At 64.4% G+C, this 22,926-nt stretch carries 32 protein-coding genes; 4 read left to right on the plus strand and 28 right to left on the minus strand.

Going from position 1 to position 22,926, the window contains the following annotated elements:
* Nucleotides 1-10: 10 nt before the first annotated feature.
* The 5 genes from GYH34_RS17415 to GYH34_RS17435 form a co-directional block, all read right to left on the minus strand.
* Nucleotides 11-1,084: a sulfate/molybdate ABC transporter ATP-binding protein gene (locus tag GYH34_RS17415; RefSeq protein WP_161914670.1), complete on the minus strand. Its 1,074-nt coding sequence runs from the start codon at nucleotides 1,082-1,084 to the stop codon at nucleotides 11-13.
* Between the two features lie 22 nt (nucleotides 1,085-1,106).
* On the minus strand, nucleotides 1,107-2,000 hold the full coding sequence (cysW, locus tag GYH34_RS17420) for a sulfate ABC transporter permease subunit CysW (protein ID WP_174242423.1): 894 nt from the start codon (nucleotides 1,998-2,000) through the stop codon (nucleotides 1,107-1,109).
* The gene (gene cysT, locus GYH34_RS17425) at nucleotides 1,993-2,859 is read right to left on the minus strand and encodes a sulfate ABC transporter permease subunit CysT (RefSeq protein WP_161914671.1); all 867 of its coding nucleotides are present in this window, start codon (nucleotides 2,857-2,859) and stop codon (nucleotides 1,993-1,995) included. The genes cysW and cysT overlap by 8 nt, the downstream gene beginning before the upstream one ends.
* Nucleotides 2,860-2,875: 16 nt before the next feature.
* Nucleotides 2,876-3,904 (minus strand): sulfate ABC transporter substrate-binding protein, encoded by a 1,029-nt coding sequence (locus GYH34_RS17430; RefSeq protein ID WP_161914672.1) that lies wholly within the window; start codon nucleotides 3,902-3,904, stop codon nucleotides 2,876-2,878.
* 126 nt (nucleotides 3,905-4,030) lie between these two features.
* On the minus strand, nucleotides 4,031-4,609 hold the full coding sequence (locus tag GYH34_RS17435; protein WP_244635195.1) for a hypothetical protein: 579 nt from the start codon (nucleotides 4,607-4,609) through the stop codon (nucleotides 4,031-4,033).
* On the opposite strand from GYH34_RS17435, the gene GYH34_RS17440 reads away from it, so the two are divergent.
* Entirely contained in the window at nucleotides 4,608-4,835 is a 228-nt protein-coding gene (locus tag GYH34_RS17440; protein WP_161914673.1) for a hypothetical protein, read from the plus strand. The genes GYH34_RS17435 and GYH34_RS17440 overlap by 2 nt on opposite strands.
* On the opposite strand, the gene amoB is transcribed toward GYH34_RS17440, so the two are convergent.
* The 6 genes from amoB to GYH34_RS17470 all read right to left on the minus strand — a co-directional run bounded on the left by amoB (nucleotide 4,775) and on the right by GYH34_RS17470 (nucleotide 10,327).
* Nucleotides 4,775-6,070: a bacterial ammonia monooxygenase, subunit AmoB gene (gene amoB, locus GYH34_RS17445; protein WP_174242398.1), complete on the minus strand. Its 1,296-nt coding sequence runs from the start codon at nucleotides 6,068-6,070 to the stop codon at nucleotides 4,775-4,777. The two genes, GYH34_RS17440 and amoB, sit on opposite strands and share 61 nt — an antisense overlap.
* Nucleotides 6,071-6,229: 159 nt before the next feature.
* Nucleotides 6,230-6,988 carry a bacterial ammonia monooxygenase, subunit AmoA gene (gene amoA, locus GYH34_RS17450; RefSeq protein WP_161913662.1) on the minus strand — a complete coding sequence of 253 codons (759 nt, stop codon included), beginning with the start codon at nucleotides 6,986-6,988 and terminating at the stop codon, nucleotides 6,230-6,232.
* 257 nt (nucleotides 6,989-7,245) lie between these two features.
* On the minus strand, nucleotides 7,246-8,016 hold the full coding sequence (gene amoC / locus GYH34_RS17455) for a bacterial ammonia monooxygenase, subunit AmoC (protein ID WP_161914985.1): 771 nt from the start codon (nucleotides 8,014-8,016) through the stop codon (nucleotides 7,246-7,248).
* 566 nt (nucleotides 8,017-8,582) lie between these two features.
* Nucleotides 8,583-9,092: a 2-amino-4-hydroxy-6-hydroxymethyldihydropteridine diphosphokinase gene (folK, locus tag GYH34_RS17460; RefSeq protein WP_161914674.1), complete on the minus strand. Its 510-nt coding sequence runs from the start codon at nucleotides 9,090-9,092 to the stop codon at nucleotides 8,583-8,585.
* Nucleotides 9,089-9,862, minus strand: coding sequence for a dihydropteroate synthase (folP, locus tag GYH34_RS17465; RefSeq protein WP_197745465.1), 774 nt, complete (start codon nucleotides 9,860-9,862; stop codon nucleotides 9,089-9,091). The genes folK and folP overlap by 4 nt, the downstream gene beginning before the upstream one ends.
* Before the next feature lie 90 nt (nucleotides 9,863-9,952).
* Entirely contained in the window at nucleotides 9,953-10,327 is a 375-nt protein-coding gene (locus GYH34_RS17470; RefSeq protein WP_161914676.1) for a 4a-hydroxytetrahydrobiopterin dehydratase, read from the minus strand.
* A gap of 201 nt (nucleotides 10,328-10,528) precedes the next feature.
* Between GYH34_RS17470 and GYH34_RS17475 the strand changes: the two genes are divergently transcribed.
* Nucleotides 10,529-11,482, plus strand: a complete 954-nt coding sequence (locus tag GYH34_RS17475; RefSeq protein ID WP_161914677.1) for a beta-ribofuranosylaminobenzene 5'-phosphate synthase family protein — start codon at nucleotides 10,529-10,531, stop codon at nucleotides 11,480-11,482.
* Nucleotides 11,483-11,601: 119 nt separating this feature from the next.
* Here the strand turns inward: GYH34_RS17475 and GYH34_RS17480 are convergent, their stop codons facing one another.
* Entirely contained in the window at nucleotides 11,602-12,357 is a 756-nt protein-coding gene (locus GYH34_RS17480) for a haloacid dehalogenase type II (RefSeq protein WP_161914678.1), read from the minus strand.
* A gap of 286 nt (nucleotides 12,358-12,643) precedes the next feature.
* Here GYH34_RS17480 and GYH34_RS17485 point away from each other — a divergent pair, with 286 nt between their 5' ends.
* The gene (locus tag GYH34_RS17485; RefSeq protein WP_161914679.1) at nucleotides 12,644-13,345 is read left to right on the plus strand and encodes a phosphatase PAP2 family protein; all 702 of its coding nucleotides are present in this window, start codon (nucleotides 12,644-12,646) and stop codon (nucleotides 13,343-13,345) included.
* A 52-nt stretch (nucleotides 13,346-13,397) separates the two neighbouring features.
* Here GYH34_RS17485 and GYH34_RS17490 read toward each other — a convergent pair whose 3' ends face one another.
* Nucleotides 13,398-13,688, minus strand: coding sequence for a hypothetical protein (locus tag GYH34_RS17490; protein WP_161914680.1), 291 nt, complete (start codon nucleotides 13,686-13,688; stop codon nucleotides 13,398-13,400).
* Nucleotides 13,689-13,806: 118 nt separating this feature from the next.
* Here GYH34_RS17490 and GYH34_RS17495 point away from each other — a divergent pair, with 118 nt between their 5' ends.
* Nucleotides 13,807-15,108 (plus strand): metallophosphoesterase, encoded by a 1,302-nt coding sequence (locus tag GYH34_RS17495; RefSeq protein ID WP_161914681.1) that lies wholly within the window; start codon nucleotides 13,807-13,809, stop codon nucleotides 15,106-15,108.
* Nucleotides 15,109-15,174: 66 nt separating this feature from the next.
* Here GYH34_RS17495 and GYH34_RS17500 read toward each other — a convergent pair whose 3' ends face one another.
* From GYH34_RS17500 to rplP, 15 genes are all read right to left on the minus strand, one after another.
* Complete coding sequence (locus GYH34_RS17500) at nucleotides 15,175-15,756, minus strand: adenylate kinase (protein ID WP_161914682.1); 582 nt, start codon at nucleotides 15,754-15,756, stop codon at nucleotides 15,175-15,177.
* Nucleotides 15,753-17,087 (minus strand): preprotein translocase subunit SecY, encoded by a 1,335-nt coding sequence (gene secY / locus GYH34_RS17505; protein ID WP_161914683.1) that lies wholly within the window; start codon nucleotides 17,085-17,087, stop codon nucleotides 15,753-15,755. Before secY ends, GYH34_RS17500 begins: the two co-directional genes overlap by 4 nt.
* A gap of 317 nt (nucleotides 17,088-17,404) precedes the next feature.
* A complete protein-coding gene (gene rplO / locus GYH34_RS17510; RefSeq protein ID WP_161915077.1) occupies nucleotides 17,405-17,887 on the minus strand; it encodes a 50S ribosomal protein L15 in 483 nt (160 codons plus the stop codon).
* A 14-nt stretch (nucleotides 17,888-17,901) separates the two neighbouring features.
* On the minus strand, nucleotides 17,902-18,090 hold the full coding sequence (gene rpmD, locus GYH34_RS17515) for a 50S ribosomal protein L30 (RefSeq protein WP_018266622.1): 189 nt from the start codon (nucleotides 18,088-18,090) through the stop codon (nucleotides 17,902-17,904).
* A gap of 14 nt (nucleotides 18,091-18,104) precedes the next feature.
* The gene (gene rpsE, locus GYH34_RS17520) at nucleotides 18,105-18,677 is read right to left on the minus strand and encodes a 30S ribosomal protein S5 (RefSeq protein ID WP_018266623.1); all 573 of its coding nucleotides are present in this window, start codon (nucleotides 18,675-18,677) and stop codon (nucleotides 18,105-18,107) included.
* A gap of 186 nt (nucleotides 18,678-18,863) precedes the next feature.
* The gene (gene rplR, locus GYH34_RS17525; protein WP_018266624.1) at nucleotides 18,864-19,226 is read right to left on the minus strand and encodes a 50S ribosomal protein L18; all 363 of its coding nucleotides are present in this window, start codon (nucleotides 19,224-19,226) and stop codon (nucleotides 18,864-18,866) included.
* 11 nt (nucleotides 19,227-19,237) lie between these two features.
* The gene (gene rplF / locus GYH34_RS17530) at nucleotides 19,238-19,771 is read right to left on the minus strand and encodes a 50S ribosomal protein L6 (protein WP_161914684.1); all 534 of its coding nucleotides are present in this window, start codon (nucleotides 19,769-19,771) and stop codon (nucleotides 19,238-19,240) included.
* Between the two features lie 35 nt (nucleotides 19,772-19,806).
* The gene (gene rpsH, locus GYH34_RS17535) at nucleotides 19,807-20,205 is read right to left on the minus strand and encodes a 30S ribosomal protein S8 (RefSeq protein ID WP_018266626.1); all 399 of its coding nucleotides are present in this window, start codon (nucleotides 20,203-20,205) and stop codon (nucleotides 19,807-19,809) included.
* Nucleotides 20,206-20,217: 12 nt separating this feature from the next.
* Nucleotides 20,218-20,523 (minus strand): 30S ribosomal protein S14, encoded by a 306-nt coding sequence (gene rpsN / locus GYH34_RS17540; RefSeq protein WP_003613528.1) that lies wholly within the window; start codon nucleotides 20,521-20,523, stop codon nucleotides 20,218-20,220.
* A gap of 39 nt (nucleotides 20,524-20,562) precedes the next feature.
* A complete protein-coding gene (gene rplE, locus GYH34_RS17545) occupies nucleotides 20,563-21,258 on the minus strand; it encodes a 50S ribosomal protein L5 (protein ID WP_161914685.1) in 696 nt (231 codons plus the stop codon).
* Entirely contained in the window at nucleotides 21,251-21,568 is a 318-nt protein-coding gene (gene rplX / locus GYH34_RS17550) for a 50S ribosomal protein L24 (RefSeq protein ID WP_161914686.1), read from the minus strand. Before rplX ends, rplE begins: the two co-directional genes overlap by 8 nt.
* Nucleotides 21,568-21,936, minus strand: coding sequence for a 50S ribosomal protein L14 (gene rplN, locus GYH34_RS17555; protein ID WP_018266630.1), 369 nt, complete (start codon nucleotides 21,934-21,936; stop codon nucleotides 21,568-21,570). The genes rplX and rplN overlap by 1 nt, the downstream gene beginning before the upstream one ends.
* Before the next feature lie 89 nt (nucleotides 21,937-22,025).
* Entirely contained in the window at nucleotides 22,026-22,268 is a 243-nt protein-coding gene (gene rpsQ / locus GYH34_RS17560; RefSeq protein ID WP_018266631.1) for a 30S ribosomal protein S17, read from the minus strand.
* Nucleotides 22,269-22,278: 10 nt separating this feature from the next.
* Nucleotides 22,279-22,494 carry a 50S ribosomal protein L29 gene (gene rpmC, locus GYH34_RS17565; protein WP_018266632.1) on the minus strand — a complete coding sequence of 72 codons (216 nt, stop codon included), beginning with the start codon at nucleotides 22,492-22,494 and terminating at the stop codon, nucleotides 22,279-22,281.
* 11 nt (nucleotides 22,495-22,505) lie between these two features.
* On the minus strand, nucleotides 22,506-22,919 hold the full coding sequence (rplP, locus tag GYH34_RS17570; protein ID WP_018266633.1) for a 50S ribosomal protein L16: 414 nt from the start codon (nucleotides 22,917-22,919) through the stop codon (nucleotides 22,506-22,508).
* Between the last annotated feature and the right edge of the window lie 7 nt (nucleotides 22,920-22,926).

A 22,926-nucleotide genomic window follows, 5' to 3' on the forward strand; every position in this document is an offset into this window, starting at 1 on the left:
GATCTTCTTTTTATATCCCGGCGCCGTCGCCGAGCGTCTCCTCGGCCGCGGTCGAGAAAATCCGCACATTGTTCAACGACAGCGGCACGCTGCTGCCCAGCGTCGTTCCGGCGCGATCATCCGTGTCGACCTCGACCGTCTGGTCATAGCCGGGGATGGAGATCGACGCGCGCAAGCCCGCGGCCGTGCGGCGCACCGCCTCGACCCGGCCCTCGAGGGCGCCGATCTGGCCGCCATGCAGAGCGATGTCGGCAGGACGGAAATAGACGCGCGCCGGTCCATTGCGGAGATTTTCCGAGGAGACGTGCAACTCCTTGCCCTGGAAGATCACCTTGCCGTCGGCGACCTGCACCGGCAGCGCCAGCGCCTCGCCGACGAAGGAGAGCACGAAGGGCGAGGCCGGCCGGTCATAGAGCTCGTCCGGCGTGCCGATCTGCTCGATGTGGCCCTTGTCCAGCACCACCACGCGATCGGCGAGCTCCATCGCCTCATCCTGGTCATGCGTCACGAAGACTGTGGTGAGGCCGGTCTGCCGATGCACGTCGCGCAGCCAACGGCGCAGATCCTTGCGCACACGCGCGTCGAGAGCGCCGAAGGGCTCGTCGAGCAGCAGCACGCGCGGCTCGATCGCGAGCGCGCGGGCGAGCGCCACACGCTGGCGCTGGCCGCCGGAGAGCTGCGCCGGATAGCGTCCGCCGAGCCCGTCGAGCTGCACGAATTCCAGCAGCTCGGCCGCACGCGCGGCGATCTCGGCGCGGGACGGGCGCGAGCGCCGCGGGCGAACTTTCAGCCCATAGGCGATGTTGTCGGCGACGGTCAGATGCTTGAACAGCGCGTAATTCTGGAAAACGAAGCCGACGCGCCGCTCCTGCACCGACAAAGTGGTCGCGTCCTCCGAATCGAAGAGAATGCGGCCGCGATCAGGGCTGGACAGGCCGGCGATGGCGCGCAGCAGCGTGGTCTTGCCGGAGCCCGACGGTCCCAGCAGCGCGACCAGCTCGCCGCGCGCGATCGTCAGATTGACGTCGCGCAACGCCGGATAGTCGCCGAAATCCTTCTCGACCCGCTCGATCTTGATTTCCACGCCACGGGGACGCGGCGCCGCCTCAGTGACGTCGGCGGCCGGCGATTTGGCCGGCGTAGCGCCATTCGAGGAGCGTCTTGATTCCAAGAGTGACGAGAGCCAGCCCAGCCAGGAGGGAGGCGAGGGCGAACGCCGAGACGATGTTATACTCATTGTAGAGGATCTCCACCTGGAGAGGTATCGTGTTGGTCAGGCCGCGAATATGGCCGGAGACGACCGAAACCGCGCCGAACTCGCCCATGGCGCGGGCGTTGGCGAGGAGCACGCCATAGAGCAGGCCCCATTTGATGTTGGGCAGCGTCACTGTGAGAAAAGTGCGGAAGCCGCTCGCCCCGAGCGTCAGCGCCGCCTCCTCCTCCACCGTCCCTTGCTCCTGCATCAGCGGGATCAGCTCGCGCGCGATGAAGGGGAAGGTGACGAAGATCGTCGCCAGAACTATGCCCGGAATGGCGAAGACGACCTGAATTCCCCAGGCCGAGAATGTGGGACCGAGCAGACCCTGCGAACCGAAGACCAGCACATAGACGAGGCCCGACACCACCGGCGAGACGGAGAAGGGAAGATCGATGAGCGTGATGAGCACGCTCTTGCCCGGGAAGGAAAATTTGGAGATCGCCCAGGCCGCGCAGACGCCGAAGAGCGCATTGAGCGGCACGACGATCGCCGCGACAATGAGCGTGAGGCGGATCGCCGCGCGCGCATCCGGCTCCTCGAAAGTGGCGAAGAAGGCGCCCGCGCCCTTGGTGAACGCCTCGGTGAAGACGACCGCGAGCGGCAACAGAAGAAAGAGCCCGAGAAAGGCCACGGCGACGCCGATCAGCGCATAGCGCGTGAACGGCGTCTCCTCTGTCACGCGGCGCGGCGGCGCGACCGGAATGGCGGGCGCGAGCGCCTCTGAAAAGCCCGCCTCAGACATGGCCGAACCTCTTCTGGCTCCAGGCCTGGATCAGATTGATCGCCAGCAGCACGGAAAAGGAGATCGCGAGCATGATGGTCGCAATTCCCGTCGCGCCCGCATAGTCGAACTGCTCGAGCTTGACGATGATCAGCAAGGGCGCGATTTCCGAGATATAGGCGAGATTGCCGGCGATGAAGATCACCGAGCCATATTCGCCGACGCTTCGCGCAAAAGCCAGAGCGAAACCCGTGAGCAGCGCGGGCAAGATCGGCGGCAGCAGCACACGCCACACCGTTTGGGCGCGGCTCGCGCCGAGCGTCGCCGACGCCTCCTCCAGCTCGGAGTCGATCTCGGCGAGCAGCGGCTGCACGGTTCGCACGACGAAGGGCAGTCCGACGAACACGAGAGCGACGAGAATGCCCCAGCGCGTGAAGGCGATCTTTATATCGTAATCGGCGAGCGGCTCGCCGAGCCAGCCATTGGGCGCATAGAGCGCCGCGAGCGCGATGCCGGCGACGGCCGTGGGCAGAGCGAAGGGGAGATCGACGATGGCGTCGAGAAAGCGCCGGCCGGGAAATTCATAGCGCGTCAGCACCCAGGCGGCGATGAGGCCGAAGACGACATCGATCGCGGCGGCGGCGAAGGAGATGAAAAAGCTGGTGCGTAGCGCCGCGGCGACTCGCGGCTCCACCGCAATTCCATAGAGGCCGGAAAGACCGAGCGAGGAGGCGCGGAAAATCAGCAACGATAAAGGGAACAGGACGACGAGGCTCAGATAGAAGATGGTGAAGCCAAAAGTCGCCCGGAATCCGGGGATGACGCTCGGAGCGGTGAAGCTCCGAGCCTTCTTGTTCGCGACGGGCGCAGCGGCGCTCATGAGATGTCCTCGAGCCTTACTGCTTCTGAATATCGTCGAAGACGCCGCCATCGGCAAAGTGCGTCTTCTGCGCCTTGGTCCAGCCGCCGAAGACCTGGTCGACGGTGAAGAGGTCGAGCTTGGGAAGCCGCTTCAAATCTTCCTTGGCCGCAAACTCGGGATGCGCCGGGCGATAATAGTTCTTGGCGATGATCGCCTGCGCGGTCGGGGTGTAGAGGAAGCTCAGATAGGCCTCGGCGGCCTTGCGCGTTCCCTTGGCGTCGACATTGCCGTCGACGACCGCGATCGGCGGCTCGGCGAGGATCGATGTGGAGGGAACGACGATCTCGAACTTGTCCTTGCCGAACTCCTCGGAGGCGAGAAAGGCCTCGTTCTCCCAGGCGATCAGCACATCTCCTAGGCCGCGCTGGGCGAAGGTGATGGTCGAGCCGCGCGCGCCCGTGTCGAGAACGGGGGCGTTCTTATAGATGGCCTTGACGAATTCCTTGGTCTTGGCCTCGTCGCCGCCGAATTTCTTCAGCGCATAGCCCCAGGCGCCGAGATAGTTCCAGCGCGCGCCGCCGGAGGTCTTGGGATTGGGGGTGACGACGGCGACGCCGGGCTTGGCGAGATCGTCCCAATTCTTGATCTTCTTAGGATTGCCCTTTCGGACCAGGAAGACGATCGTCGACGTGTAGGGCGAGGCGTTGTTCGGCAGCTTCTTCTGCCAATCCGGCGCGATCTTGCCGCTCTTGCTCGCGATCGCGTCTATATCGGCGGCGAGCGCGAGGGTCACGACATCGGCCGCGAGGCCGTCGATCACCGCACGCGCCTGCGCGCCCGAGCCGGCATGAGAGGCCTGAAGCTCGATGGTCTCGCCGGTCTTCGCCTTCCAATCGGCGGCGAAGGCGGGATTGATCGCCTTATAGAGCTCGCGGGTGGGATCATATGAGACATTGAGCAGCGAGGTCGCCCCCAGCGCCGTCGCATCGACGAAAATCGACAGGCTCGCGGCGAGCGCGACGATCGCGCCGAAGCGGCGCCGCGAGATTGAAACGCTCCTCATACTGCTCTCCTTGTATGGTCTATAAATTCAGTCATGTTATGGACTAATATATTTTAGCGATGCTGTAAACCGGGAGTCCGGCCGACAGAGCGCCGAATTGACCGATTTTCGATTGGAGATGAGCGATCAGCGCCGAGCGCGGGCGGGTTGGGAGCGGCTCGAGACGAACAGCAGCAAGGCGAGCAGCCCGGCGGCGGCGATCAGATAATAGGGGCTGATCTCGAAGCGCCGCTTTCCCACGGAAAAGGGAAAGCGCGCGGTCCAGTGCTCGCCGGCGGCGCCGTCGATGGTGACGACGCCGATGAAATCGCCCGGTTGGGCGAAGACATGGGCGAAAGAAAATGTCCCTTTAGGGTAGATTTGCGCGGGGAGCGAGGCGGCGACCGCCGCCTCCATGCTCGACGCATCCTCGCTGTCGTCGCTCTGCCGCAGGATGCGGAAGCCGGCTTTCATCTCGCGTAGCTCGGGAGCCGCATAATCGAAGACGAAGATCGTCTCGCCCAATCGTGGCGCATCCTCGCAGAATTTTTTCTGCTGAGCCGCGCCCGGCTGGTAGCCCGTGAAATAGATGATCTCGGGACCTATTTTCAGCACGCAGCTGTCTTTGTCGGGAAGGAGGTCGCCGCGGGCCAGCGCCGAATTGGCCACGCCCCACGCGATGAGAACAGCCGAGGCGAGCGTTTGCGCGAGATGACGAGGCGACATGCGCTTTTCCCCGATGAGCGCAGAGTTTCAGACAGCAATTAATCCGACGTCGGGCGCGCTGCAAGCCGTCGCGGGGGCATTGAAGAAGAAGGGCGAGGCCGCAAAAGAAAAACCGGCCGGGCGCGAGGCCCGGCCGGCGGTATTTTCAGCCTTCAGAGAGTTCGATCAGGGCATGTCGCCGGCGACGAACTTCGGAATGACCGGGCCGCCGATCTCGGTGGCGTAGCGCTTGCCCGACGGGCCGAAGAAGAACAGCAGACCGCCGATCTGGCTGTCCGTGTCATAGGCGAGGTCGGAGAGACGCTCGATGTCCCAACGCGCGTCCTGCACCTTGATCTCGATCGTCTTCGTCTCACCCGGCGCGATCGGCGTCGGATCCGTCGACAGACCGCGGTCCGCCAGCAGATAGTCGGGGAACTCCGGCTTCGTCGTGAACACGTCGGGGTTCAGGAAGCGGAGACCCGCCGCCGTATACTCGCCGAGCTTCAGCGGCTCGTCCGTGTGGTTCGTGATCTTCACCTGAACGGTCAGCTCGCGGCCCGGCACCTTGTAGACGCCGCCCTTGAGGTCCGCCGTCACGATCTTCGTGCCGACGCCCACAGTGCCTTCCTCGGTGATCGGCGTCAGCGGCTTCTGCAAGCCGGCCTGAAGCGGGATCGTGCGCGGGAAGGTGCTGTTGGTGACAGCGTAGCCGATGATCGTCGCCAGGATCGTCACCGCAAGAACGATAGCGCCGACGCGACGGTCGTCGTCACCGATCTGCTCGTCTTCCTTGCCTTCGCTGACGCGCAGGTAGGAAGCGATGATGCCCTTCTTGAAGAACCAGTAGAGGATCCAGGCCGCGGCCGCGATCATCCACGGGAAGTGCCAGGCATAGATGCGGTCGATGCCGTAGGTCTCGAGGTCCACGGTCGTGCCGTCCAGCAGCGTGACCGGGTCCTTGAAGTCGGCCATGTCGCCCTTGATCTCGATCCACTGGCCGGGTCCGATGATCGGGCCGCCGCCTTCGACGTTGATCTGCGCATGGACGTGCCAGCGGCCGGCGCGGCGAGCCTTCAGCTCGATCGAGAAGGCGTAGTCCTTGCCCACCTCGAGCGAAACCGAACGCGGAGCGAACTGCTCGCCGATGAACTGAGCCGTGCGCACCAGAACCGGGCCGGGCTCGCCGGCGTTCAGGAACGACGACTTCGGGTTCGCCACGGCCTGCGGCCAAGCCGAGAACACGTGCACCTTGCCCGAAAGCACCATCGACTCGTTGACGTTCAGCGAGGTCTTCGACCACTTCACGTCATACCAGTTCAGCGTGCGCATGCGCAGAAACGCCTGCTGCGACTTCTCGCCGTGCGCCGACGCCGGAGCGACGGAGCCCATCGTCGCGGCGACCGCAGCCGCCATGCCCAGGCCGAAGAGCCGAGCGACGCGTCCCGTCGCCAGCACGGCCATTCTCTCCAACAGTTTCATGGAACAACCTCCCAAGTTTCTCTTCGCGGACCGGCCCGTCGGGCCGTTCGTCCGCTGTCGTCCTTGCCGGAGCGGCTCTGTCCCGGACTCTCTTCTGAGGAGCCCTTCGAAGCCGCCCCTCCTCGCGTGAGGGATCGCGATCCGTCGCCTTGCGGCAGATCAGATCTTGCTGATCACCTTGGTGGTCGAATACCACTTACCGACGAACCACCACAGGAAGTACACGAGCATCGACACGAAGCCCGAGAAGAACGCGGCCACCGGCACGACGTCCTTACCGAAGGTGCGCAGCGTGCCGCGCTCGACCATGCGGATGTATTCCGGCATCGAGGTGCGGACGAAGTGGAGGCCGATCAGATCAGCCAGAGACATCAGCTGACCATGCTGCTCGGTCGCCTGGTGGAAGGCGGCGATCGCCGGCCAGTTGTTCGGGTAGAACAGCAGACCCCAGCCAAGGGCGCCGACCACGGCCGTGATCACATAGGAGCCCGACAGCAGCAGGATCACGTCCAGCCACAGAGCCGGAACGACCAGAGCCGACGGGAACACCAGGCTGATCGGGAAGTAGGTCCAGCCCCAGAAGTTCACGTAGCGATTGATCCACTCGCCGATGAGCAGACCCAGAACCGCGAAGGTCGCGCCGAACGGGAGACGGAAGTTCTCCCACAGGAACGCCTGAGCCGCAGCCGCGAAGGTCACGCCCAGGATCGGGATGACCGTCGGCCACATACGACGGTCTTTCCAGTCGACCCAGAAGTCCCAGTCGCCGGCCGTCAGCATGAAGTGAATATGATAGCCGCCCAGCACTGCCAGAAACAGCAGCGTCAGAATCAGCCAATCGGAGGTCTTAACGCATCCCGCCGCTTCCGCGACAGAATGGAAAGGCCCGATTGCCCCCCCGCTCTTCGATGTAGACATCACTCTTCTCCTTGGTGTCTGTCCGCCCGGCGTCTTCGCGCCGGCGTCTCGAGACCTGCCTCCGGCTCTCTCGCGCCGGATTGTCCTTGAGCTAATGCGTCACCCCGGCCCCATTCCTTTCCCGCGCCCCCGAAACCCCGCCCGAACCGCCGACGCGCGGCCGTTCGGACGAAGCCTTCGTTCCGAGAGCATTCGGAAAATTCTTTCGCCGGAGGCGGCCGTCCGCCAGAGCGGGCGGCCGAGAGTTCAGGCTGCTATCAGCCGATCAGCGCCGCGACGCCGTCCTTGCCCAGCAGGCGCTTCACGCCGGCCAGGATCTGCAGGACCACGCCGAACACGCCGAGCGCCATCCAGCCGAAGAACACGAAGCCCCAATGCAGCGGAGCGACGAACAGCTCTTCCATGAACCAGAAGGTGTGGCCCCACTCGTTCAGGCCGACGTTCGGGATGATCATGAACGGGCCGATGGCCACGATCAGGAACGCCAGCGAATAGCCGTGCGCGAAGAACGGAATGCGGGTCTTGGCGTAGAAGAACGAGCCAACGCCCATGATCGAGTAGATCGGGTAGCTCAGATAGAACTCGATGATGTGCGACGGCGTGAAGTCCGTGTCGCGAATCACCGTCATGTGCCAGGTGCCGTCCTGCTCCGTGAAGAAGCTCGCGCCCCAGTAGATGGCCACCGAGTAGACCGTCAGCCACTGCAGCAGCACGACGTGACGGCGAAGCTCCTCACGCGGAGAAACCGCGTCGACATTGCGGTCGCGCGTCTTCCACAGATAGCCGGCGAGGCCGAGACCGGCCACGAGCTCCAGCGGAATTTCCGTCCACAGCATCGTCAGCCAATAGGTCTGGAACTCGGGAGCGAACGAGTCGAGGCCCGCGCGCCAGCCGAAGATCTGCTCATAGATGCGGATGAAGAGGTAGAAAATGTTCAGACCGGCGATGCCGATCCACATGCCCTTCAGGTCCACGATGGCATCGGAGCCGGCGGCTGCGCCGGCCGATGTCTCTGTCGTAACGCTCATCTCAATTCCTCCTAAGTGCTCCCAGGGATTCTCGAAGCGATCTCGCCGCGTCCCGCCTCCCTGCTCGGCACGCGCCTTCGTCTCCAACGGTTGATGTCGCCGCTGCGGCCTCGTGCTCGACGAGCCGCCGTCCCGACCTCCCGCTTCACCGCCCAGCGACCCCTCGTGAAAGGACACGCCGACGGCATTCTTCTTCTTTGCTCGGAGACGAATTTTCTCGAAACCGCCGCGCGAAACGAAAGCCCCAGACCCCCCGGCGCCTCCCAGCGCCAAAACATCCAAAACGCCCTCGTTCGGCGAGCCGCAACCATTTCCGTTCCGCCTCGTAATGACAATATCCAATGGGGTAGTATATGGCAATCAATTGAGTGGTATTAAAAACGATTTTGGGCGGGATCAAACTCATCCAATAGGATGAAATACCCACCCTTAAGCGCATTGATAGATATTTTCTATCAACCATTATATCTAATATAATCATATATTTATTGATGAATTCAGCACCTCGAGCAGAGCCCTGCCCGGATGGATGACATCACTACCCTAGAGAACTGTGGCGTCATGGCTCATCGGGCGTCAGTGGACTTTTCCTCCCAAATTCCAATCCCCTCCGCGGCGGCTTCAGCGGCGGCGCGCGCCACAGAGGCGCCGTCGAGCGTCAGATCAGGGCCGATCTCGGCCAGCGGCTTCAGGACGAAGGCCCTGGAAAACAGCTCCTTATGCGGCAAGGTGAGTTCGGGATCATCCATTGTGTGATCGCCGAGAAAGAGAATATCGACGTCGATCAGCCGTGGTCCCCAGCGGCGCGTGGGCGTGCGGCCCATATCCGCCTCGATCGTCTTGACCGCGGCGAGCAGCTCATAGGGGGACAAACGAGTCCAGCCGAGCGCGCAGGCGTTGGCGAAATCGCCCTGATCGACATCGCCCCATGGCGGCGTCCGATAGAGGCGCGAGACGGCGTCGAGGCGCGCGATCCCGCGCTCCTCCACCAGCGCGACCGCGCGGCGAATATTGGCGGGCTTGTCCCCGAGATTGCTGCCGAAACCGAAGCCGACCCGCGTCTCAGACGTCGTCATATGCGTCCTTTTCCCTGTGTCAGAGTGTCGAGCACGGCGAAGGCCGCCCGGTGCTCGGCGGCGTCGTGGACGCGGAAAATCCGCGCGCCCTCCAGCGCCGCGATCAGATTCGCCGCCACTGTGGCGATGAGGCGCGCATCCACCTCTGCGCCGAGCAGCGCGCCGAACAAGCGTTTTCGCGAGACGCCGATGAGCACCGGCAGCCCGAATCGCAGGAGCTGCGGAACGCCGCGCAACGCCGCGAAATCCTGCTCGCGCGTCTTGCCGAAGCCGACGCCCGGATCGAGAATCACGCGCGATTCCGGCACGCCGGCGGCGACGGCGATCTCCAGCGAACGCTCGAAAAAGCCGAGCATGTCCGAGACGATGTCGATATCGGGCGCGACATCGGCGCGATTATGCATGACGACGACGCCGGCGCCGGCTTCGGCGATCGCCGGAGCCATATCGAAGTCGCGCTGCAGGCCCCAGATATCATTGATGATCGTCACGCCGGCGGCGAGGGCGCGGCGCGCCGTCTGGGCTTTATAGGTGTCGATGGAGACCGGAACGCCGCATTGCGCGACCAGCGTCTCGAGCAGCGGCGCAAGACGGCTCCACTCCTCTTCGGCGGTCAGCGGCGTATGGCCGGGGCGGGTCGATTCGGCGCCGACATCGACAATGTCCGCGCCGTCGGCGGCGAGCTTTTGCGCCTGCGCCAGCGCGGCTTCCGGCGCGAAGAAGCGGCCGCCGTCGGAAAAGGAATCGGGCGTCACATTGACGATGCCCATGATGACTGGCCGCGCCGCGACGAGCGAAAAGAATCGCTCGCGCGACGATTCAATCGTCGTCGTCACTCTCGTCTCCGGGGAATGAGCCTGTCAGTCGTATTTGATATAGGCGAAGCGCTGGTCGGTCTCGGGCGTGCCCTCGAGCGCGCCGCCCGCCTTGCCGGGACGCCAGGACACGACGTCCTCGATCTTGCGCGCCAGCTCGAAATCCTTGTCGGTCACGCCCTTGGCCGTATGAGTCATCAGTTTCACCTCGACCCATGCGTAGGAAGCGGCTATGTCGGGATGGTGCCAGGCGGCCTCGGCGAGATGGCCGACCGTATTGACGACCATCAACGTGCCCTTCCAGCCGTGAGTCTTGAATTTGCGGCGAATCCAGCCGTTCTCGAGCCGCCAATGCGGCAGCTCGGCGGTGAGGCGAGCGGTGATCTCTTCTGGCGAATATGCGCGCTCCTCGGCGGCCATGGCGTCCCCCTCTCTCGCTCGTTCACTCTCGCTCGTCCGCGCGGACGAGCTCTCCTTCGCTGCACGAACTCTTGCCTTCGCACGCGCGGCGCCTTACTCGGCCTAATCGAATGCGCGCGAGCCCCGGCGACAATGGCGTGAAACCGCGCCGGGAAGCGAGATATAGCGGATATTCCGCGCAAAGTCCGAAAATGAGGCTCCATGCCGATCAGCGTGAGCGTCGTCGCCGCGGCGAGATTGCATCTCGGCTTCTTGGACATGAATGGCGCGCTGGGCCGCAAATTCGGCGGGCTGGGCCTCTCCATTGACGCGCCGGCGACGCGGCTGACGCTGCAGCCGGCTGAAAATATGGAAGCTTCCGGCCCCGATGCGGAGCGGGCGCTCGCTCTGCTCGAGAAGGCGACCGCCGCTCTCGCGCCGGGCAAGCGCTATCGGCTCGACATTGGCGAGGCGATCCCTCCCCATTCCGGCCTCGGCTCGGGCACGCAGCTGGCTCTGGCGATAGCGGCCGCGCTGCGCCGCATAGAGGATCTGCCGCAGAATGTGGAAGCGGACGCCGCTCTGCTGCAACGAGGCGCGCGCTCGGGCCTCGGCGCCGGCCTGTTCACGCGCGGCGGGCTGGTGGTGGATGGCGGCCGCGGCGCCGAGACCTTGACCCCGCCGGTGGTCTCTCGCCTCGCCTTCCCGCAAGACTGGCGCATTCTGCTCGTCTCGGACCCGGCCTCGATCGGCCTGCACGGCGCCGAGGAGCGCAAGGCCTTCGCCGAGCTGCCGCCCTTCTCGGAAGAGGATGCGGGGAAATTGTGCCGGCTGGTGCTGATGCAGGCGTTGCCGGCGGCGGCGGAGGCGGATTTCTCGGGCTTCGGCGCGGCGATCACGGCCATTCAGGCGATCGTCGGGGATTATTTCGCGCCGGCGCAGGGCGGGCGGCGCTTCACCAGCGTGGCGGTCGAAGCTCTGCTCGCGCGGCTGGCGCAGGCGGGCGCCACGGGCCTCGGCCAGACCTCCTGGGGGCCGACCGGCTTCGCCTTCGCGCCCGATGAGACGGAGGCGCGCCGCCTCGAGGCTTTGGCGCGCGGCGCGGCGGAGGCCAGCGGATTGACGCTGGCCGTCGTCGCAGGGGCGGATCGCGGCGCGCGCATAGACGCCGTCTAGAGTGTTATCCGCTCCAATTGGATCGGATAACACTCTCATTTCTCTATTGGGAGCGAATTCTGATCGATCGAACGATTCCGTTCGCTCGGAAAGCGCTCTATGCGAAGATCGCCTGACGCTCACGAGCGGCCGAGAACCAGCTCCAGCAGCCCTTTCATATCCGGCGCGACCTTATCCGGCGTTGTGCCGAGCTTCTCCGCCGGCAGGCCGAAGCGGTTGACCCATATGGTCGGATAGCCGAAGGCCTTGGCGCCATAAGCGTCCCAGCTGCCGAAAGCGGCGAAGAGAATCTCCTCCTTGGCGAGATGCAGCCGCTCCATCCCCAGCGCATACGCCTTGGGATCGGGCTTGTAGGTCGCATTGACCTCCGTGCTCAGCAATTCGTCGAAATAGCCTGTGAGGCCGGCGCGCTCCGCATTGGCCGAAAGCATCTTTCCACTGAAATTCGCGATTGTGACGACGCGCACGCCGGCGGCCTTCAGCCGGCGCAGCGCATCCAGCGTATCGGGCCAGGGGGTGAGCGTCAGATAGGCGTTCATGAGCCGCTCGCGCGTCGCCGGCGGCAGATCGAGCTTCATCGCCTGGGCGGCATAGGCGAGCGCGTCGCCCGTGACCTCGAAAAAATCCGCATGGCGGCCAGTGATCGAGCGCAGGAAGCAATATTCGAACTGCTTGGCGCGCCAAAGCTTGGTGAATTCCGCGCCTTTGCCCGGATAGGCGGCCTCGACCGCCGGAATCACCGAATTGGCGTCGAAGAGCACGAAGTAGTCGAAGGCCACCGCTTTGAAACGCGGCGCCGGCGCCGTCTCGGCGCGCGCGAGCCCGGTGAAGGCCAGGCAAAAGAGCGAGAGCAGAAGGAATCTGAGCAATTTCATGAAGCATTCTCCTCGGGTCCGCGCCCATGCGACGCGCATGAGGGATTTCGTGATGCGCGTGTCTCGCGTTTCATCCCGCGCAGAAAAAAGTCGCCCGTTGACGAGACGTGAGATCGAGCGAGCGCGCCGCCGGGGCGAATGCGCCGCGCGGGAGCGTCGCCGATGACGAAAACCGTCATCGCACGGTCGAGAAATTTCGGGTAGAAATCCATATGCCGAGCGCGCGGCCGGGCGGCCCGGGGACTGCGCGCGAAATCAAAAATGACGGCCGCCGGGACCAGCTCATATGAAGAAGACCGCCGCGATCCTTTCGGTTCTCGTCCTGCTCTGTGCGCCAGCGACCGCGCGCGAGGGCTTTGTGACGCCCGAGCAGAGCCATCCGCTCGAAATCCTCGCCACCCCGCCGGCGCCGCATTCGCCGAAAAGCGACGCCGAGCTCGCCGAGCTGCATCGCATCGAGAATGCGCGCACGCCGGAGCAGGCCGCGCGCGCCAAGGCGGACGACGAGAATCAAACGATATTCCTCTATCACACGGTCTTCGGCGAGAAATTCTCCAAGGAGAATCTGCCGGCGGTCGCAGCTCTCGGCGCACGGCTGAAGGCCGACGAATCCGCCAACACCGGCGCCGCCAAGGAAGCCTTCCACCGCATTCGGCCCTATAATGTCGACAAGACGTTGCATCCCGTCTGCAAGACCAAGACGAAGGACGATTCCTATCCGAGCGGCCATACCACCGTCGGCTATCTCATGGGCTTGGCTCTGATCGACATCGCGCCCGAGCGTCGCGACGAAATTCTCGCGCGGGCGGATGATTACGGCCACAATCGGCTGGTCTGCGGCGTGCATTTCCCGAGCGATGTCGCCGCGGCGCGGCTCGTCGCCTATGCCGTGCATGCGATCATGGAGCTCGATCCCGCCTATCGCAAGGACATAGAAGCCGCGCGGACGGAGTTGCGCAACGCGCTCGGTCTCGCCCGCGCCAACTGAGCGTCAAAAAAATCATGGACGCGAAGCTCTGCGCTTCGCGTCCTCGGCAATCTCAGTAATTATAGTAGGCGACGCAGACGCGATTGCCGTAATAATCCCAGCCCCAGCGGGCGCAGCGCTGCGGCGGGGCGGTCGCCGCGCCGACGACGGCGCCGGTCGCCGCTCCGATCGCCGCCCCTGCGAGCGTGCCGCCCGCTCGACCGCCAGAGGCCGCGGCGCCGATCGCCGCTCCACCCGCGCCGCCGATGAGGGCGCCGCCCGCGGCGCGCTCGCCGGGCGTGTTACAGCCCGCGAGCGACGCGGCTATGGCCAGCGCCGCCGCCGTCACGAAAATCTTCTTCATCAAGTATCCTTCCCACTCTATGAGCCCATGCGAGGCGCCAGGCGAGCGGCAATTCCGTCGATGCGACGCGGATTTGCCGCAGCCGAGCCCGAGACAACTTTCCGAAACCGGCGAAAAGATGACCTCTACCAAAGCAACGCCCTATAAATCCCACGCTTTCGATGCGGACGACAGAGGGGATTTTCTCTGCGCGCGCGCTCTGGGCATGCTCGCGCTCGGCGCGCTGTTCTTCTCCGGGCCAGCGCGCGCCGAGGACTCCTACCACTGGCTGCAAGCAACCGCCGATGGCTGGCAGGCGCGCGCCATAACGCAGAGCAACGCCTGCCCCGCCGCCGACATCGACGGCCGCGCCGTCGCCATGACGCCGCGCGCGGGGCCGGGAGACGATTTTCCGATCACGGTCTGCGCGGTGACGGTTCCGAAAGGAACACGAAGCCTCACAATCGACGGCGCGCCGCTGCGGCCTCCACCGGAGCGCATCGACAAGGCCCTGGTCATCGGCGATACGGGTTGCCGCCTCAAAGGCATATTCGTGCAGGATTGCAATTCCAGCGAAGCCTGGCCCTTCCGCCGAATCGCCGAGACCGCCGCGAAATTCAGCCCCGACATCGTGATCCATGTCGGCGATTATCATTATCGCGAGACCGCCTGCCTCCCCGGCATGGCGGGATGCGCCGGCTCGCCTCACGGCGACAATTGGGCGGCCTGGAGGGCGGATTTCTTCGAGCCCGGCGACGCTCTGCTGCGCGCCGCCCCTTTGGCGCTCGTGCGCGGCAATCACGAAATCTGCAAGCGCGCCGGCCGAGGCTGGACACGGACGCTCTCGCCGCTGCCGCTCGGCGACAATCCCCAATGCGCCGAGCGCGAGCCGGCCTATCGCGTCGATATTGCCGATCCGACGCTCTACATTCTCGACACGACCGAAGCGGAAGAGCGAACTGTGGTCGTCGAGCAGGCGGCTTTTCTACGCAGCCAGCTCGCTGTCGCGAAGGATACGCCCGGCCCGGTCTGGTATGCGTTCCACAAGCCGATCTTCTCGCTGTTTCGATCGCGGATCGGCGAAACGATCGGCATCAATGAAACGCTGGCGGCCGCCGCCCATGACACTATTCCGGCGAGCGTGCAGGCCATTCTGTCGGGCCATCTCCACGCTTTCGAGGCTCTGAGCTTTCGGGAGGATCGGCCGGCGCAATTCATTGTCGGCGTCGGCGGCACCGCCATGGACCCACGCATACCGGCCAATTTCGACGGAGCGACAATCGGCGAGGCGACAGTCGCCCAAGGCCGCGGAGTCGCCGCCACCTTCGGCTTCGCGACATTCGAGCGCGGCGACGGCGAATGGATCGTCACCGACTACGACGCCGAAGCGACGCCGCGCCTGCGCTGCCATTTGCGCGGACGCCGCCTCGATTGCGAGTGAACAGTCCCTACACGCTCGCTCTGTCCTCGCGGCCGGCGCGAAGACAAAAGGGCGAGCGCTTCGGGCTCAGTGCTTCAACGCCTTCTCGATCGCCGCGCTGACCGCATCGACCGGCTCCATGCCGTCGACCTGCTTCAACTCGCCCTTGCCGGAGTAATAATGCGACACGGGCGCGGTTTGCGTGCGATAAGCGTCCAGCCGCGTCTTGAACGCTTCTGGATTGTCGTCCGCCCGCACCTCGCCGCCGCGTGCGCGCGTTTCGTCGACGCGATTCTGCATGCGCGCGAGCAGCGCATTCTCGTCGACGCTGAGCTCTATCACCGCGTCGAGCTTCAGACCCTCGCGGTCGAGCAGCTGATCGAGCGCCTCGGCCTGCGCCACGGTGCGCGGGAAACCATCGAGAATGAAGCCGTTGGCGGCGTCCTTCTCCTTGATCCGCTGACCGATTATGCCGACGACGACAGCGTCGGGCACCAGCGCGCCGCGATCCATGATCTCCTTGGCCTCGAGGCCGATCGGCGTCCTCGCCTCGACCGCGGCGCGCAACATGTCGCCGGTCGAGAGCTGAGGGATCGAATATTTGGCGACGAGCCGAGCCGATTGCGTGCCCTTGCCCGCGCCCGGCGGTCCGAGCAGCACCAGCCTCATTTGCGTCGCCCGCGAAGTTTCGTCTTGCGGATCAGGCCCTCATATTGATGAGCCTGGAGATGGCCATGGACCTGCGCCACCGTATCCATCGTCACGCTCACCACGATGAGCAGCGAGGTGCCGCCGAAATAGAACGGCAGATTGGCGTAGGAGATCAGCATTTCCGGCAACAGGCAGATCACCGCGAGATAGGCCGCGCCGAGAACGGTGATGCGCATCAGCACATCGTCGATGAATTTCGCCGTGCGCTCGCCAGGGCGAATGCCCGGTATGAAGCCGCCATGCTTCTTCAGATTGTCGGCCGTCTCCGTCGGATTGAAGACGATGGCCGTGTAGAAGAAAGCGAAGAACACGATCAGCCCGACATAGGACAGCATATAGAGCGGCCGCCCATGCCCGAAATAGGCGGAGATGGTCGCGAAAATATTGTCCGTGCCCTGCGTCTGCGAGAAATTCGCGATCGTCGTCGGCAGCAGCAGCAACGAGGAAGCGAAGATCGGCGGAATGACGCCGGAGGTGTTGAGCTTCAGCGGCAGAAAGGACGTCTGCCCCTCATAGACACGATTGCCGTGCTGCCGTTTCGGATAGGTGATCAGCAGCCGACGCTGCGCGCGCTCCATATAGACGATGAAGGCGATGACGAAGAAGGACATCGCGATCACGCCGAGGATGACGCCAGTCGAGATCGCGCCCTGCTTGCCGAGCTCGAGCGTGCTGAGGATCGCCGCTGGAAAGGCCGCGACAATGCCCGCGAAAATAATCAGCGACGAGCCATTGCCGATGCCGCGCGAGGTGATCTGCTCGCCGAGCCACATCAGGAACATCGTGCCGCCGACCAGAGTGACGACTGTGGTGAGCCGAAAGAACAGGCCAGGCTCGGTGACGACGCCCTGCTGCCCTTCGAGGCCGATGGCCATGCCATAGGCCTGGAAGGTCGCCAGAATGACGGTGAGATAGCGCGTATATTGATTGAGGACCTTGCGGCCCTGCTCGCCCTCTTTCTTCACCTGCTCGAGCGACGGAATCACCGTCGTCAGCAGCTGAATGATGATCGAGGCCGAGATATAGGGCATGATGTTCAACGCGAAGATCGCGCTGCGCTGAACCGCGCCGCCGGCGAACATGTTGAACAGCTCGAGCACGCCCTTCGACTGGCCGAAAAAGCTCTTGGCGAAAGCGTCGGGGTCGATGCCGGGCAACGGCACATAGGTGCCGAGACGATAGACGATCAGCGCGCCGAGCGTGAACCAGATGCGTTTCTTGAGCTCATCCGCTTTGCCGAAAGCGGAAAAATTGACGTTGGCCGCAAGCTGTTCGGCTGCCGATGCCATGGGCGAGGCTCCCTCGTCGCGCGCCGCGCGGTTTTCTTTTAGACGAGCGTCGAAGCGACGCAGCGCTGCCCGCCGCGACGCCGCGCTCTGTTTTCGGCCCAACCCATTCGAGGGGCCGGACCCGGCGCATTGTCTATCGCACGATGTCGGCGAAAAAAAAGTCTAGCCTCTTCTCGCCGGCTCGCACAGGCGACTCCGTATCACGACGGATGGGCGGATCGCCAGTTTTTTGGTCGATACGATTAACCTCGAGGCGGCGAAAAATGCGCCGCCTCGAGCTGACGCCCGGCCTACGCCTCGCGGGCCGGGCGGAGGCTTCAGGCCGAAACGGGCTCTTCCGCGGCGACGAGCAACTTGATCGTGCCGCCAGCCGCCTCGATCGCGGCCAATGCCGATTTCGACGCGGCGGCGACCTCGAAGGCGAGCTTCGCCTCGAGCTTGCCATTGCCGAGGATCTTCACGCCATCGCGCGGCTTGGACACCACGCCGGCGGCGATCAGCGCGTCGATCGTCACCGGAGCGGCGACGTCGAGCTTGCCTGCCTCCACCGCCTGCTGAATGCGGCCGAGATTGACCTCATTATAGTCGGTCGAGAAGGGATTGAAGAAGCCGCGCTTGGGCAGGCGACGATGCAGCGGCATCTGGCCGCCCTCGAAGCCTTTCACAGCGACGCCGGTCCGGGCCTTCTGGCCCTTGACGCCGCGCCCCGCGGTCTTGCCCTTGCCGGAGCCGATGCCGCGGCCCACGCGCATGCGATTCTTGCTGGAGCCGGGATTGTCGGAGAGATCGTTGAGCTTCACCATGGTCCCGCCCCTCACTTCTCGTCGACGATTTTGACGAGATGCGCGACTTTCGCGATCATCCCGCGCACGGCGGGCGTGTCCTCGAGCGTGCGACGCTTGCCGATGCGCGTGAGGCCGAGGCCGGTCAGCGTTCTATGCTGACGCTCGGGACGGCCGATGGCGCTGCCGGTCTGCTCGACGGTGATTTTCTTATCGCTCATCGCAAGCCCTCCCCTCAAGCGTCGACGGCTTCGGCTTCGGCGCCCTGACGGCGCGCCTGCAGCGCGGAGACCTTGAGAGAACGACGAGCGGCGACCGAACGCGGCGAATCCTCGCGCTCGAGCGCGTCGAACGTCGCGCGAATCATGTTGTAGGGGTTCGAGGAGCCCTGGCTTTTGGCCACGACGTCGTGAACGCCCAGCGTCTCGAAAACGGCGCGCATCGGGCCGCCGGCGATGATGCCGGTGCCGGGAGGCGCGGCGCGCAGCACGACGCGGCCCGCGCCATGGCGGCCGTTGACGTCATGATGCAGCGTGCGGCCTTCGCGAAGCGGCACGCGGATGAGCGCGCGCTTGGCGGCTTCCGTCGCCTTGCGGATCGCTTCCGGCACTTCGCGCGCCTTGCCGTGGCCATAGCCGACGCGGCCCTTCTGGTCGCCGACGACGACGAGCGCGGCAAAGCCGAAACGCCGACCGCCCTTCACCACTTTGGCGACGCGGTTGATGTGGACGAGACGATCCACGAACTCATTGTCGCGGTCGTCCCGATCCCGGTCGCGGCCGCGGCCGCCTTCTGGTTCACGAGCCATTTTCTCTTCCGTCACTTACGCGGCAATAGCGCCGCTCGCTTGGGGTTCGTTCCTCTCCCGCATACAGGAGAGGGGCCTCGCGACGCAAGGTCGGCGACGGCCTTTCGACCATCGCTTCGCCCAGCCCGCCGGCCCGAATTCGCCGCGCTATCGCGCGACCTCCTCTCCCACAAATGGGAGAGCGCATCAGAACTGCAGGCCGCCCTCGCGAGCGCCCTCGGCCAGCGCCTGCACGCGGCCGTGATAGATATAGGCGCCGCGATCGAACACCACTTCCGTGATGCCCTTGGCCGCCGCGCGCTCGGCGATCTGCTTGCCGACGAGATGCGCCGCTTCCTTGTTGGCGCCCGTCTTCAGCGTCTCGCGATTGGCCTTTTCGAGCGTCGAGGCGGAGACGATGGTCACGCCCTTCTCGTCGTCGATGATCTGCGCATAGATCTGCTCCGAGGAGCGGAACACCGACAGACGCGGGCGGCCATAGGCGCGCGCGCGAATGCTCCGACGGACCCGGGCCTTGCGCCGGGCGGCTGCATTTACGTCCTTTGCCATGGCTCGCGTCCTTACTTCTTCTTGCCTTCCTTGCGGAAGATGAATTCGCCGGCGTATTTCACGCCCTTGCCCTTGTAGGGCTCGGGGCCGCGCAACGCACGAATCTCCGCGGCGACCTGACCGACTTGGCGCTTGTCCACGCCGGAGATGGTGATCTCCGTGGGCTTGGGCGTCACGATCGCTATGCCGGCCGGGATCGGATAGTTCACGTCATGCGAATAGCCGAGCGCGAGCTGCAGATTCTTGCCGGCGACCGCGGCGCGATAACCGACGCCGTTGATCTCGAGCTTCTTCTCGAAGCCGGCGGTGACGCCGACCACGAGATTGTTCACCTGGGCGCGCGACGTGCCCCACAGCGCGCGGGCGCGCTTGCTGTTGGAGCGCGGGTCGACCTTGATCGAATTGCCATCCTGAGTCACCACGACATCGTCGGGAACCCGGAACTGCAGCTCGCCCTTCGCGCCCTTCACCTGAACGAGCTGGCCGTCGACCTTCGCGGTCACGCCGGCCGGCACGATGACGGGCTTCTTGCCGATACGAGACATGGTTGAAGTCCTATCCCAATTCCTGCGAGCTTCGGTCAGAAGACCTTGGCAAGCACCTCGCCGCCGACATTGTTCTCGCGGGCCTTGTGATCGGCCATGACGCCCTTGGGCGTCGACACGATGGTGATGCCGAGGCCATTGGCCACGCGCGGCGTCTTGTCGACGCCCGCATAGACCCGGCGGCCTGGACGCGAGACGCGCTCGATCGTCTTGATGACCGGCTCGCCGTCGAAATATTTCAGCTCGATCTCGAACTCGGTGCGGCCATTGCCGAAATCCGTGGTCGTGTAGCCGCGGATGTAGCCTTCTTCCTTCAGCACGTCGAGAACATGGCCGCGTAGGCGGGAGCCCGGCGTCTGGACCTTGTCCTTGCGGCGCATTTGCGCGTTGCGGATACGGGTGAGCAGATCGCCCAACGGATCGCTGATCGACATTCGCTCTCTCCCTTACCAGCTGGACTTCACGAGACCGGGAATGAGGCCGCGCGAGCCGAGCTCACGCAGCGCCACGCGCGACAGCTTCAGCTTGCGATAGAAAGCGCGCGGACGTCCCGAAACCTCGCAGCGATTGCGAATGCGAATCGCCGCGGAATTGCGCGGCAGCTCGGCGAGCTTGAGACGGGCCTCGAACCGCTCCTCGGCGGTCAGCGCCTCATCATTCGCCTTCGCCTTCAGCCGCTCGCGACGGCCCGCATAGGCCTTGGCGAGCTTCGCCCTGCGCTTGTTGGTCTCGATCGAACTCTTCTTGGCCATTTTCTATGCCTTCGGTTTCCGCGTTTGAGACTTATCGTCTCACTGCCGGAACGGGAAATTGAACGCGCGCAGGAGCGCGCGCGCCTCGTCGTCCGTCTTCGCCGTGGTCACGACGATGACGTCCATGCCGAGGATCGACTCGGCCTTGTCATAGTCGATCTCGGGAAACACGATATGCTCCTTGATGCCGAGGGCGTAGGAGCCGCGTCCGTCGAAAGACTTGGGGTTGAGGCCGCGGAAATCGCGAACGCGCGGAAGCGCGATCGTGATGAGGCGGTCCAGAAATTCATACATGCGCGTCTTGCGCAGCGTGACCTTGGCGCCGATCGGCATATTCTCGCGAACCTTGAAGGTCGAGATCGCCTTGCGGGCGCGAGTCACCACCGGCTTCTGGCCCGCGATCAGCGCGAGGTCGCCGGCGGCCGCCGTCACCTTCTTGCTGTCGTTGACCGCCTCGCCGACGCCCATGTTCAGCACGATCTTCTCGATCGCCGGAACCTCGAAAGCGTTCTTATAGCCGAACTCTTCCATGAGCTTGGCGCGAACGACTTCCTCATAATGCTTCTTCAGCCGCACCTCATAGGCGCCCTCGGGAAGCGACTTCGGGCCGGTCGAACGGCGCTCGCCGCCGTCATGCGACGCAGACTCGGGAGCGGATTTCGCCTTGCCGGCTTTCTTGGCCTCGCCTTCCGCCTTCGGAGCCTTGGCGGCTTTCGGCTTCTTTTCCTCAGCCATCGATCTGTTCTCCGGAACGCTTGGCGATGCGGACCTTGCGGCCGTCATCGAGAGTCTTGAAACCGACGCGCGTCGGCTTGCCGTCCTTGGGATCGGCAATCGCAATGTTGGACAGGTCGAGCGCCGCCGGTTTGGTGACGATCCCCGCCTCCTGCTGGCGCGTTTGGCGCTGGTGGCGTTTGACGAGATTGACGCCCTCGACCACGGCGCGACCTTCCGTCGGCAGCACCTGGATAACCTGACCCGTGCGGCCCTTGTCGCGACCGGCGAGAACGACGACCTTGTCGCCTTTCTTGATTTTCGCGGCCATTACAGCACCTCCGGCGCGAGCGAAATGATCTTCATATGGTTCTTGGCGCGCAGCTCGCGCGGCACGGGTCCGAAGATACGCGTGCCGATCGGCTCTTTCTGATTGTTGATCAGAACCGCCGCATTGGAATCGAAGCGGATCACCGAGCCGTCGGCGCGCTTGATGTCCTTGGCCGTGCGCACCACGACCGCCTTGAGCACGTCGCCCTTCTTCACGCGACCGCGCGGGATCGCCTCCTTGATCGAGACGACGATAATGTCGCCGACGCCGGCGTATTTGCGCTTGGAGCCGCCCAGCACCTTGATGCACATGACGCGGCGGGCGCCAGAATTATCGGCGACATCGAGATTTGTCTGCATCTGTATCATGGCTTATCCCGCCTTTCGTCTCGGTCTGGTTTCGGTCCCCCGACTTCGTCCGAGAAAACCATCTCACTCGTCTCGTCTTTTAGAAGGCCTCAGGCCTTGTCGGCGGCTTCCACCACTCGCCAGCGCTTCAGCCGCGAGATCGGAGCCGTCTCCTCGATCGTGACCTCGTCGCCGACCTTGAAAGTCTGCGCCTCGTCATGCGCATGATAATTTTTCGTGCGACGAACGGTCTTCTTGAACAGCGGATGGGTGAAGCGGCGCTCCACCTTCACCACCACGGTCTTGTTCTGCTTGTCGCTGACGACGACGCCCTGGAGAATTCGCTTCGGCATTGGCGCTCTCTCAACTCTGTTGTTCAGCGCGCTTCTGCGCGGCGATGGATTTGGCGCGGGCGATGTCGCGACGAACGACGCGCACACGCGCCGTGTTCTCGAGCTGGCCCGTCGCCCGCTGGAAGCGCAGATTGAACTGCTCTTTCTTCAGCTTCAGCACTTCCTCGTCCAGCTGGTCGAAGGAGAGGGCGCGGAGGTCGGAGACGCGTTGCTTGTTCGTGCTCATGGTCGCAATCCTCACTCGGCGATGCGTTCGATGAAGCGCGTCTTGATCGGCAGCTTCGCGGCGGCGAGCGTCAGAGCCTCGCGAGCGAGCTCGCCGGACACGCCGTCGACCTCGAACATGATGCGGCCCGGCGCCACGCGCACGGCCCAGAGCTCCGGCGCGCCCTTGCCCTTACCCATGCGCACTTCGGTCGGCTTTTTGGAAACCGGCACGTCGGGGAAGATGCGGATCCACACGCGGCCGGCGCGCTTCATATGGCGCGTCATGGCGCGGCGGGCCGCCTCGATCTGGCGCGCGGTGATGCGCTCCGGCTCGAGAGCCTTGAGGCCGAACTGACCGAAATTCAGGGAAAAGCCGCCCTTGGCGTTTCCGTGAATGCGGCCTTTGAAGGCCTTGCGGAACCTGGTGCGTTTGGGTTGCAACATGATGTCG

It is taken from the genome of Methylosinus sp. C49 (assembly GCF_009936375.1).
Lineage (GTDB): Bacteria > Pseudomonadota > Alphaproteobacteria > Rhizobiales > Beijerinckiaceae > Methylosinus.

Coding starts and splice junctions, on each gene's coding strand:
- rplR (WP_018266624.1), bottom strand. CDS start 19,226: ATGGCAAAGGACGTAAATGCAGCCGCCCGGCGCAAGGCCCGGGTCCGT.
- secY (WP_161914683.1), bottom strand. CDS start 17,087: ATGGCATCGGCAGCCGAACAGCTTGCGGCCAACGTCAATTTTTCCGCT.
- cysT (WP_161914671.1), bottom strand. CDS start 2,859: ATGAGCGCCGCTGCGCCCGTCGCGAACAAGAAGGCTCGGAGCTTCACC.
- GYH34_RS17500 (WP_161914682.1), bottom strand. CDS start 15,756: ATGAGGCTGGTGCTGCTCGGACCGCCGGGCGCGGGCAAGGGCACGCAA.
- GYH34_RS17475 (WP_161914677.1), top strand. CDS start 10,529: ATGCCGATCAGCGTGAGCGTCGTCGCCGCGGCGAGATTGCATCTCGGC.
- amoC (WP_161914985.1), bottom strand. CDS start 8,016: ATGAGCGTTACGACAGAGACATCGGCCGGCGCAGCCGCCGGCTCCGAT.
- GYH34_RS17490 (WP_161914680.1), bottom strand. CDS start 13,688: ATGAAGAAGATTTTCGTGACGGCGGCGGCGCTGGCCATAGCCGCGTCG.
- GYH34_RS17430 (WP_161914672.1), bottom strand. CDS start 3,904: ATGAGGAGCGTTTCAATCTCGCGGCGCCGCTTCGGCGCGATCGTCGCG.
- rplN (WP_018266630.1), bottom strand. CDS start 21,936: ATGATACAGATGCAGACAAATCTCGATGTCGCCGATAATTCTGGCGCC.
- folP (WP_197745465.1), bottom strand. CDS start 9,862: ATGGGCATCGTCAATGTGACGCCCGATTCCTTTTCCGACGGCGGCCGC.
- GYH34_RS17470 (WP_161914676.1), bottom strand. CDS start 10,327: ATGGCCGCCGAGGAGCGCGCATATTCGCCAGAAGAGATCACCGCTCGC.
- rpmD (WP_018266622.1), bottom strand. CDS start 18,090: ATGAGCGATAAGAAAATCACCGTCGAGCAGACCGGCAGCGCCATCGGC.
- cysW (WP_174242423.1), bottom strand. CDS start 2,000: ATGTCTGAGGCGGGCTTTTCAGAGGCGCTCGCGCCCGCCATTCCGGTC.
- rplP (WP_018266633.1), bottom strand. CDS start 22,919: ATGTTGCAACCCAAACGCACCAGGTTCCGCAAGGCCTTCAAAGGCCGC.
- GYH34_RS17495 (WP_161914681.1), top strand. CDS start 13,807: ATGACCTCTACCAAAGCAACGCCCTATAAATCCCACGCTTTCGATGCG.
- GYH34_RS17480 (WP_161914678.1), bottom strand. CDS start 12,357: ATGAAATTGCTCAGATTCCTTCTGCTCTCGCTCTTTTGCCTGGCCTTC.
- rpmC (WP_018266632.1), bottom strand. CDS start 22,494: ATGAGCACGAACAAGCAACGCGTCTCCGACCTCCGCGCCCTCTCCTTC.
- rpsE (WP_018266623.1), bottom strand. CDS start 18,677: ATGGCTCGTGAACCAGAAGGCGGCCGCGGCCGCGACCGGGATCGGGAC.
- rplE (WP_161914685.1), bottom strand. CDS start 21,258: ATGGCTGAGGAAAAGAAGCCGAAAGCCGCCAAGGCTCCGAAGGCGGAA.
- amoB (WP_174242398.1), bottom strand. CDS start 6,070: ATGAAACTGTTGGAGAGAATGGCCGTGCTGGCGACGGGACGCGTCGCT.
- rpsH (WP_018266626.1), bottom strand. CDS start 20,205: ATGTCGATCAGCGATCCGTTGGGCGATCTGCTCACCCGTATCCGCAAC.
- GYH34_RS17485 (WP_161914679.1), top strand. CDS start 12,644: ATGAAGAAGACCGCCGCGATCCTTTCGGTTCTCGTCCTGCTCTGTGCG.
- rpsQ (WP_018266631.1), bottom strand. CDS start 22,268: ATGCCGAAGCGAATTCTCCAGGGCGTCGTCGTCAGCGACAAGCAGAAC.
- amoA (WP_161913662.1), bottom strand. CDS start 6,988: ATGTCTACATCGAAGAGCGGGGGGGCAATCGGGCCTTTCCATTCTGTC.
- folK (WP_161914674.1), bottom strand. CDS start 9,092: ATGACGACGTCTGAGACGCGGGTCGGCTTCGGTTTCGGCAGCAATCTC.
- GYH34_RS17435 (WP_244635195.1), bottom strand. CDS start 4,609: ATGTCGCCTCGTCATCTCGCGCAAACGCTCGCCTCGGCTGTTCTCATC.
- GYH34_RS17440 (WP_161914673.1), top strand. CDS start 4,608: ATGCGCTTTTCCCCGATGAGCGCAGAGTTTCAGACAGCAATTAATCCG.
- rpsN (WP_003613528.1), bottom strand. CDS start 20,523: ATGGCCAAGAAGAGTTCGATCGAGACCAACAAGCGCAGGGCGAAGCTC.
- rplX (WP_161914686.1), bottom strand. CDS start 21,568: ATGGCCGCGAAAATCAAGAAAGGCGACAAGGTCGTCGTTCTCGCCGGT.
- rplF (WP_161914684.1), bottom strand. CDS start 19,771: ATGTCTCGTATCGGCAAGAAGCCCGTCATCGTGCCGGCCGGCGTGACC.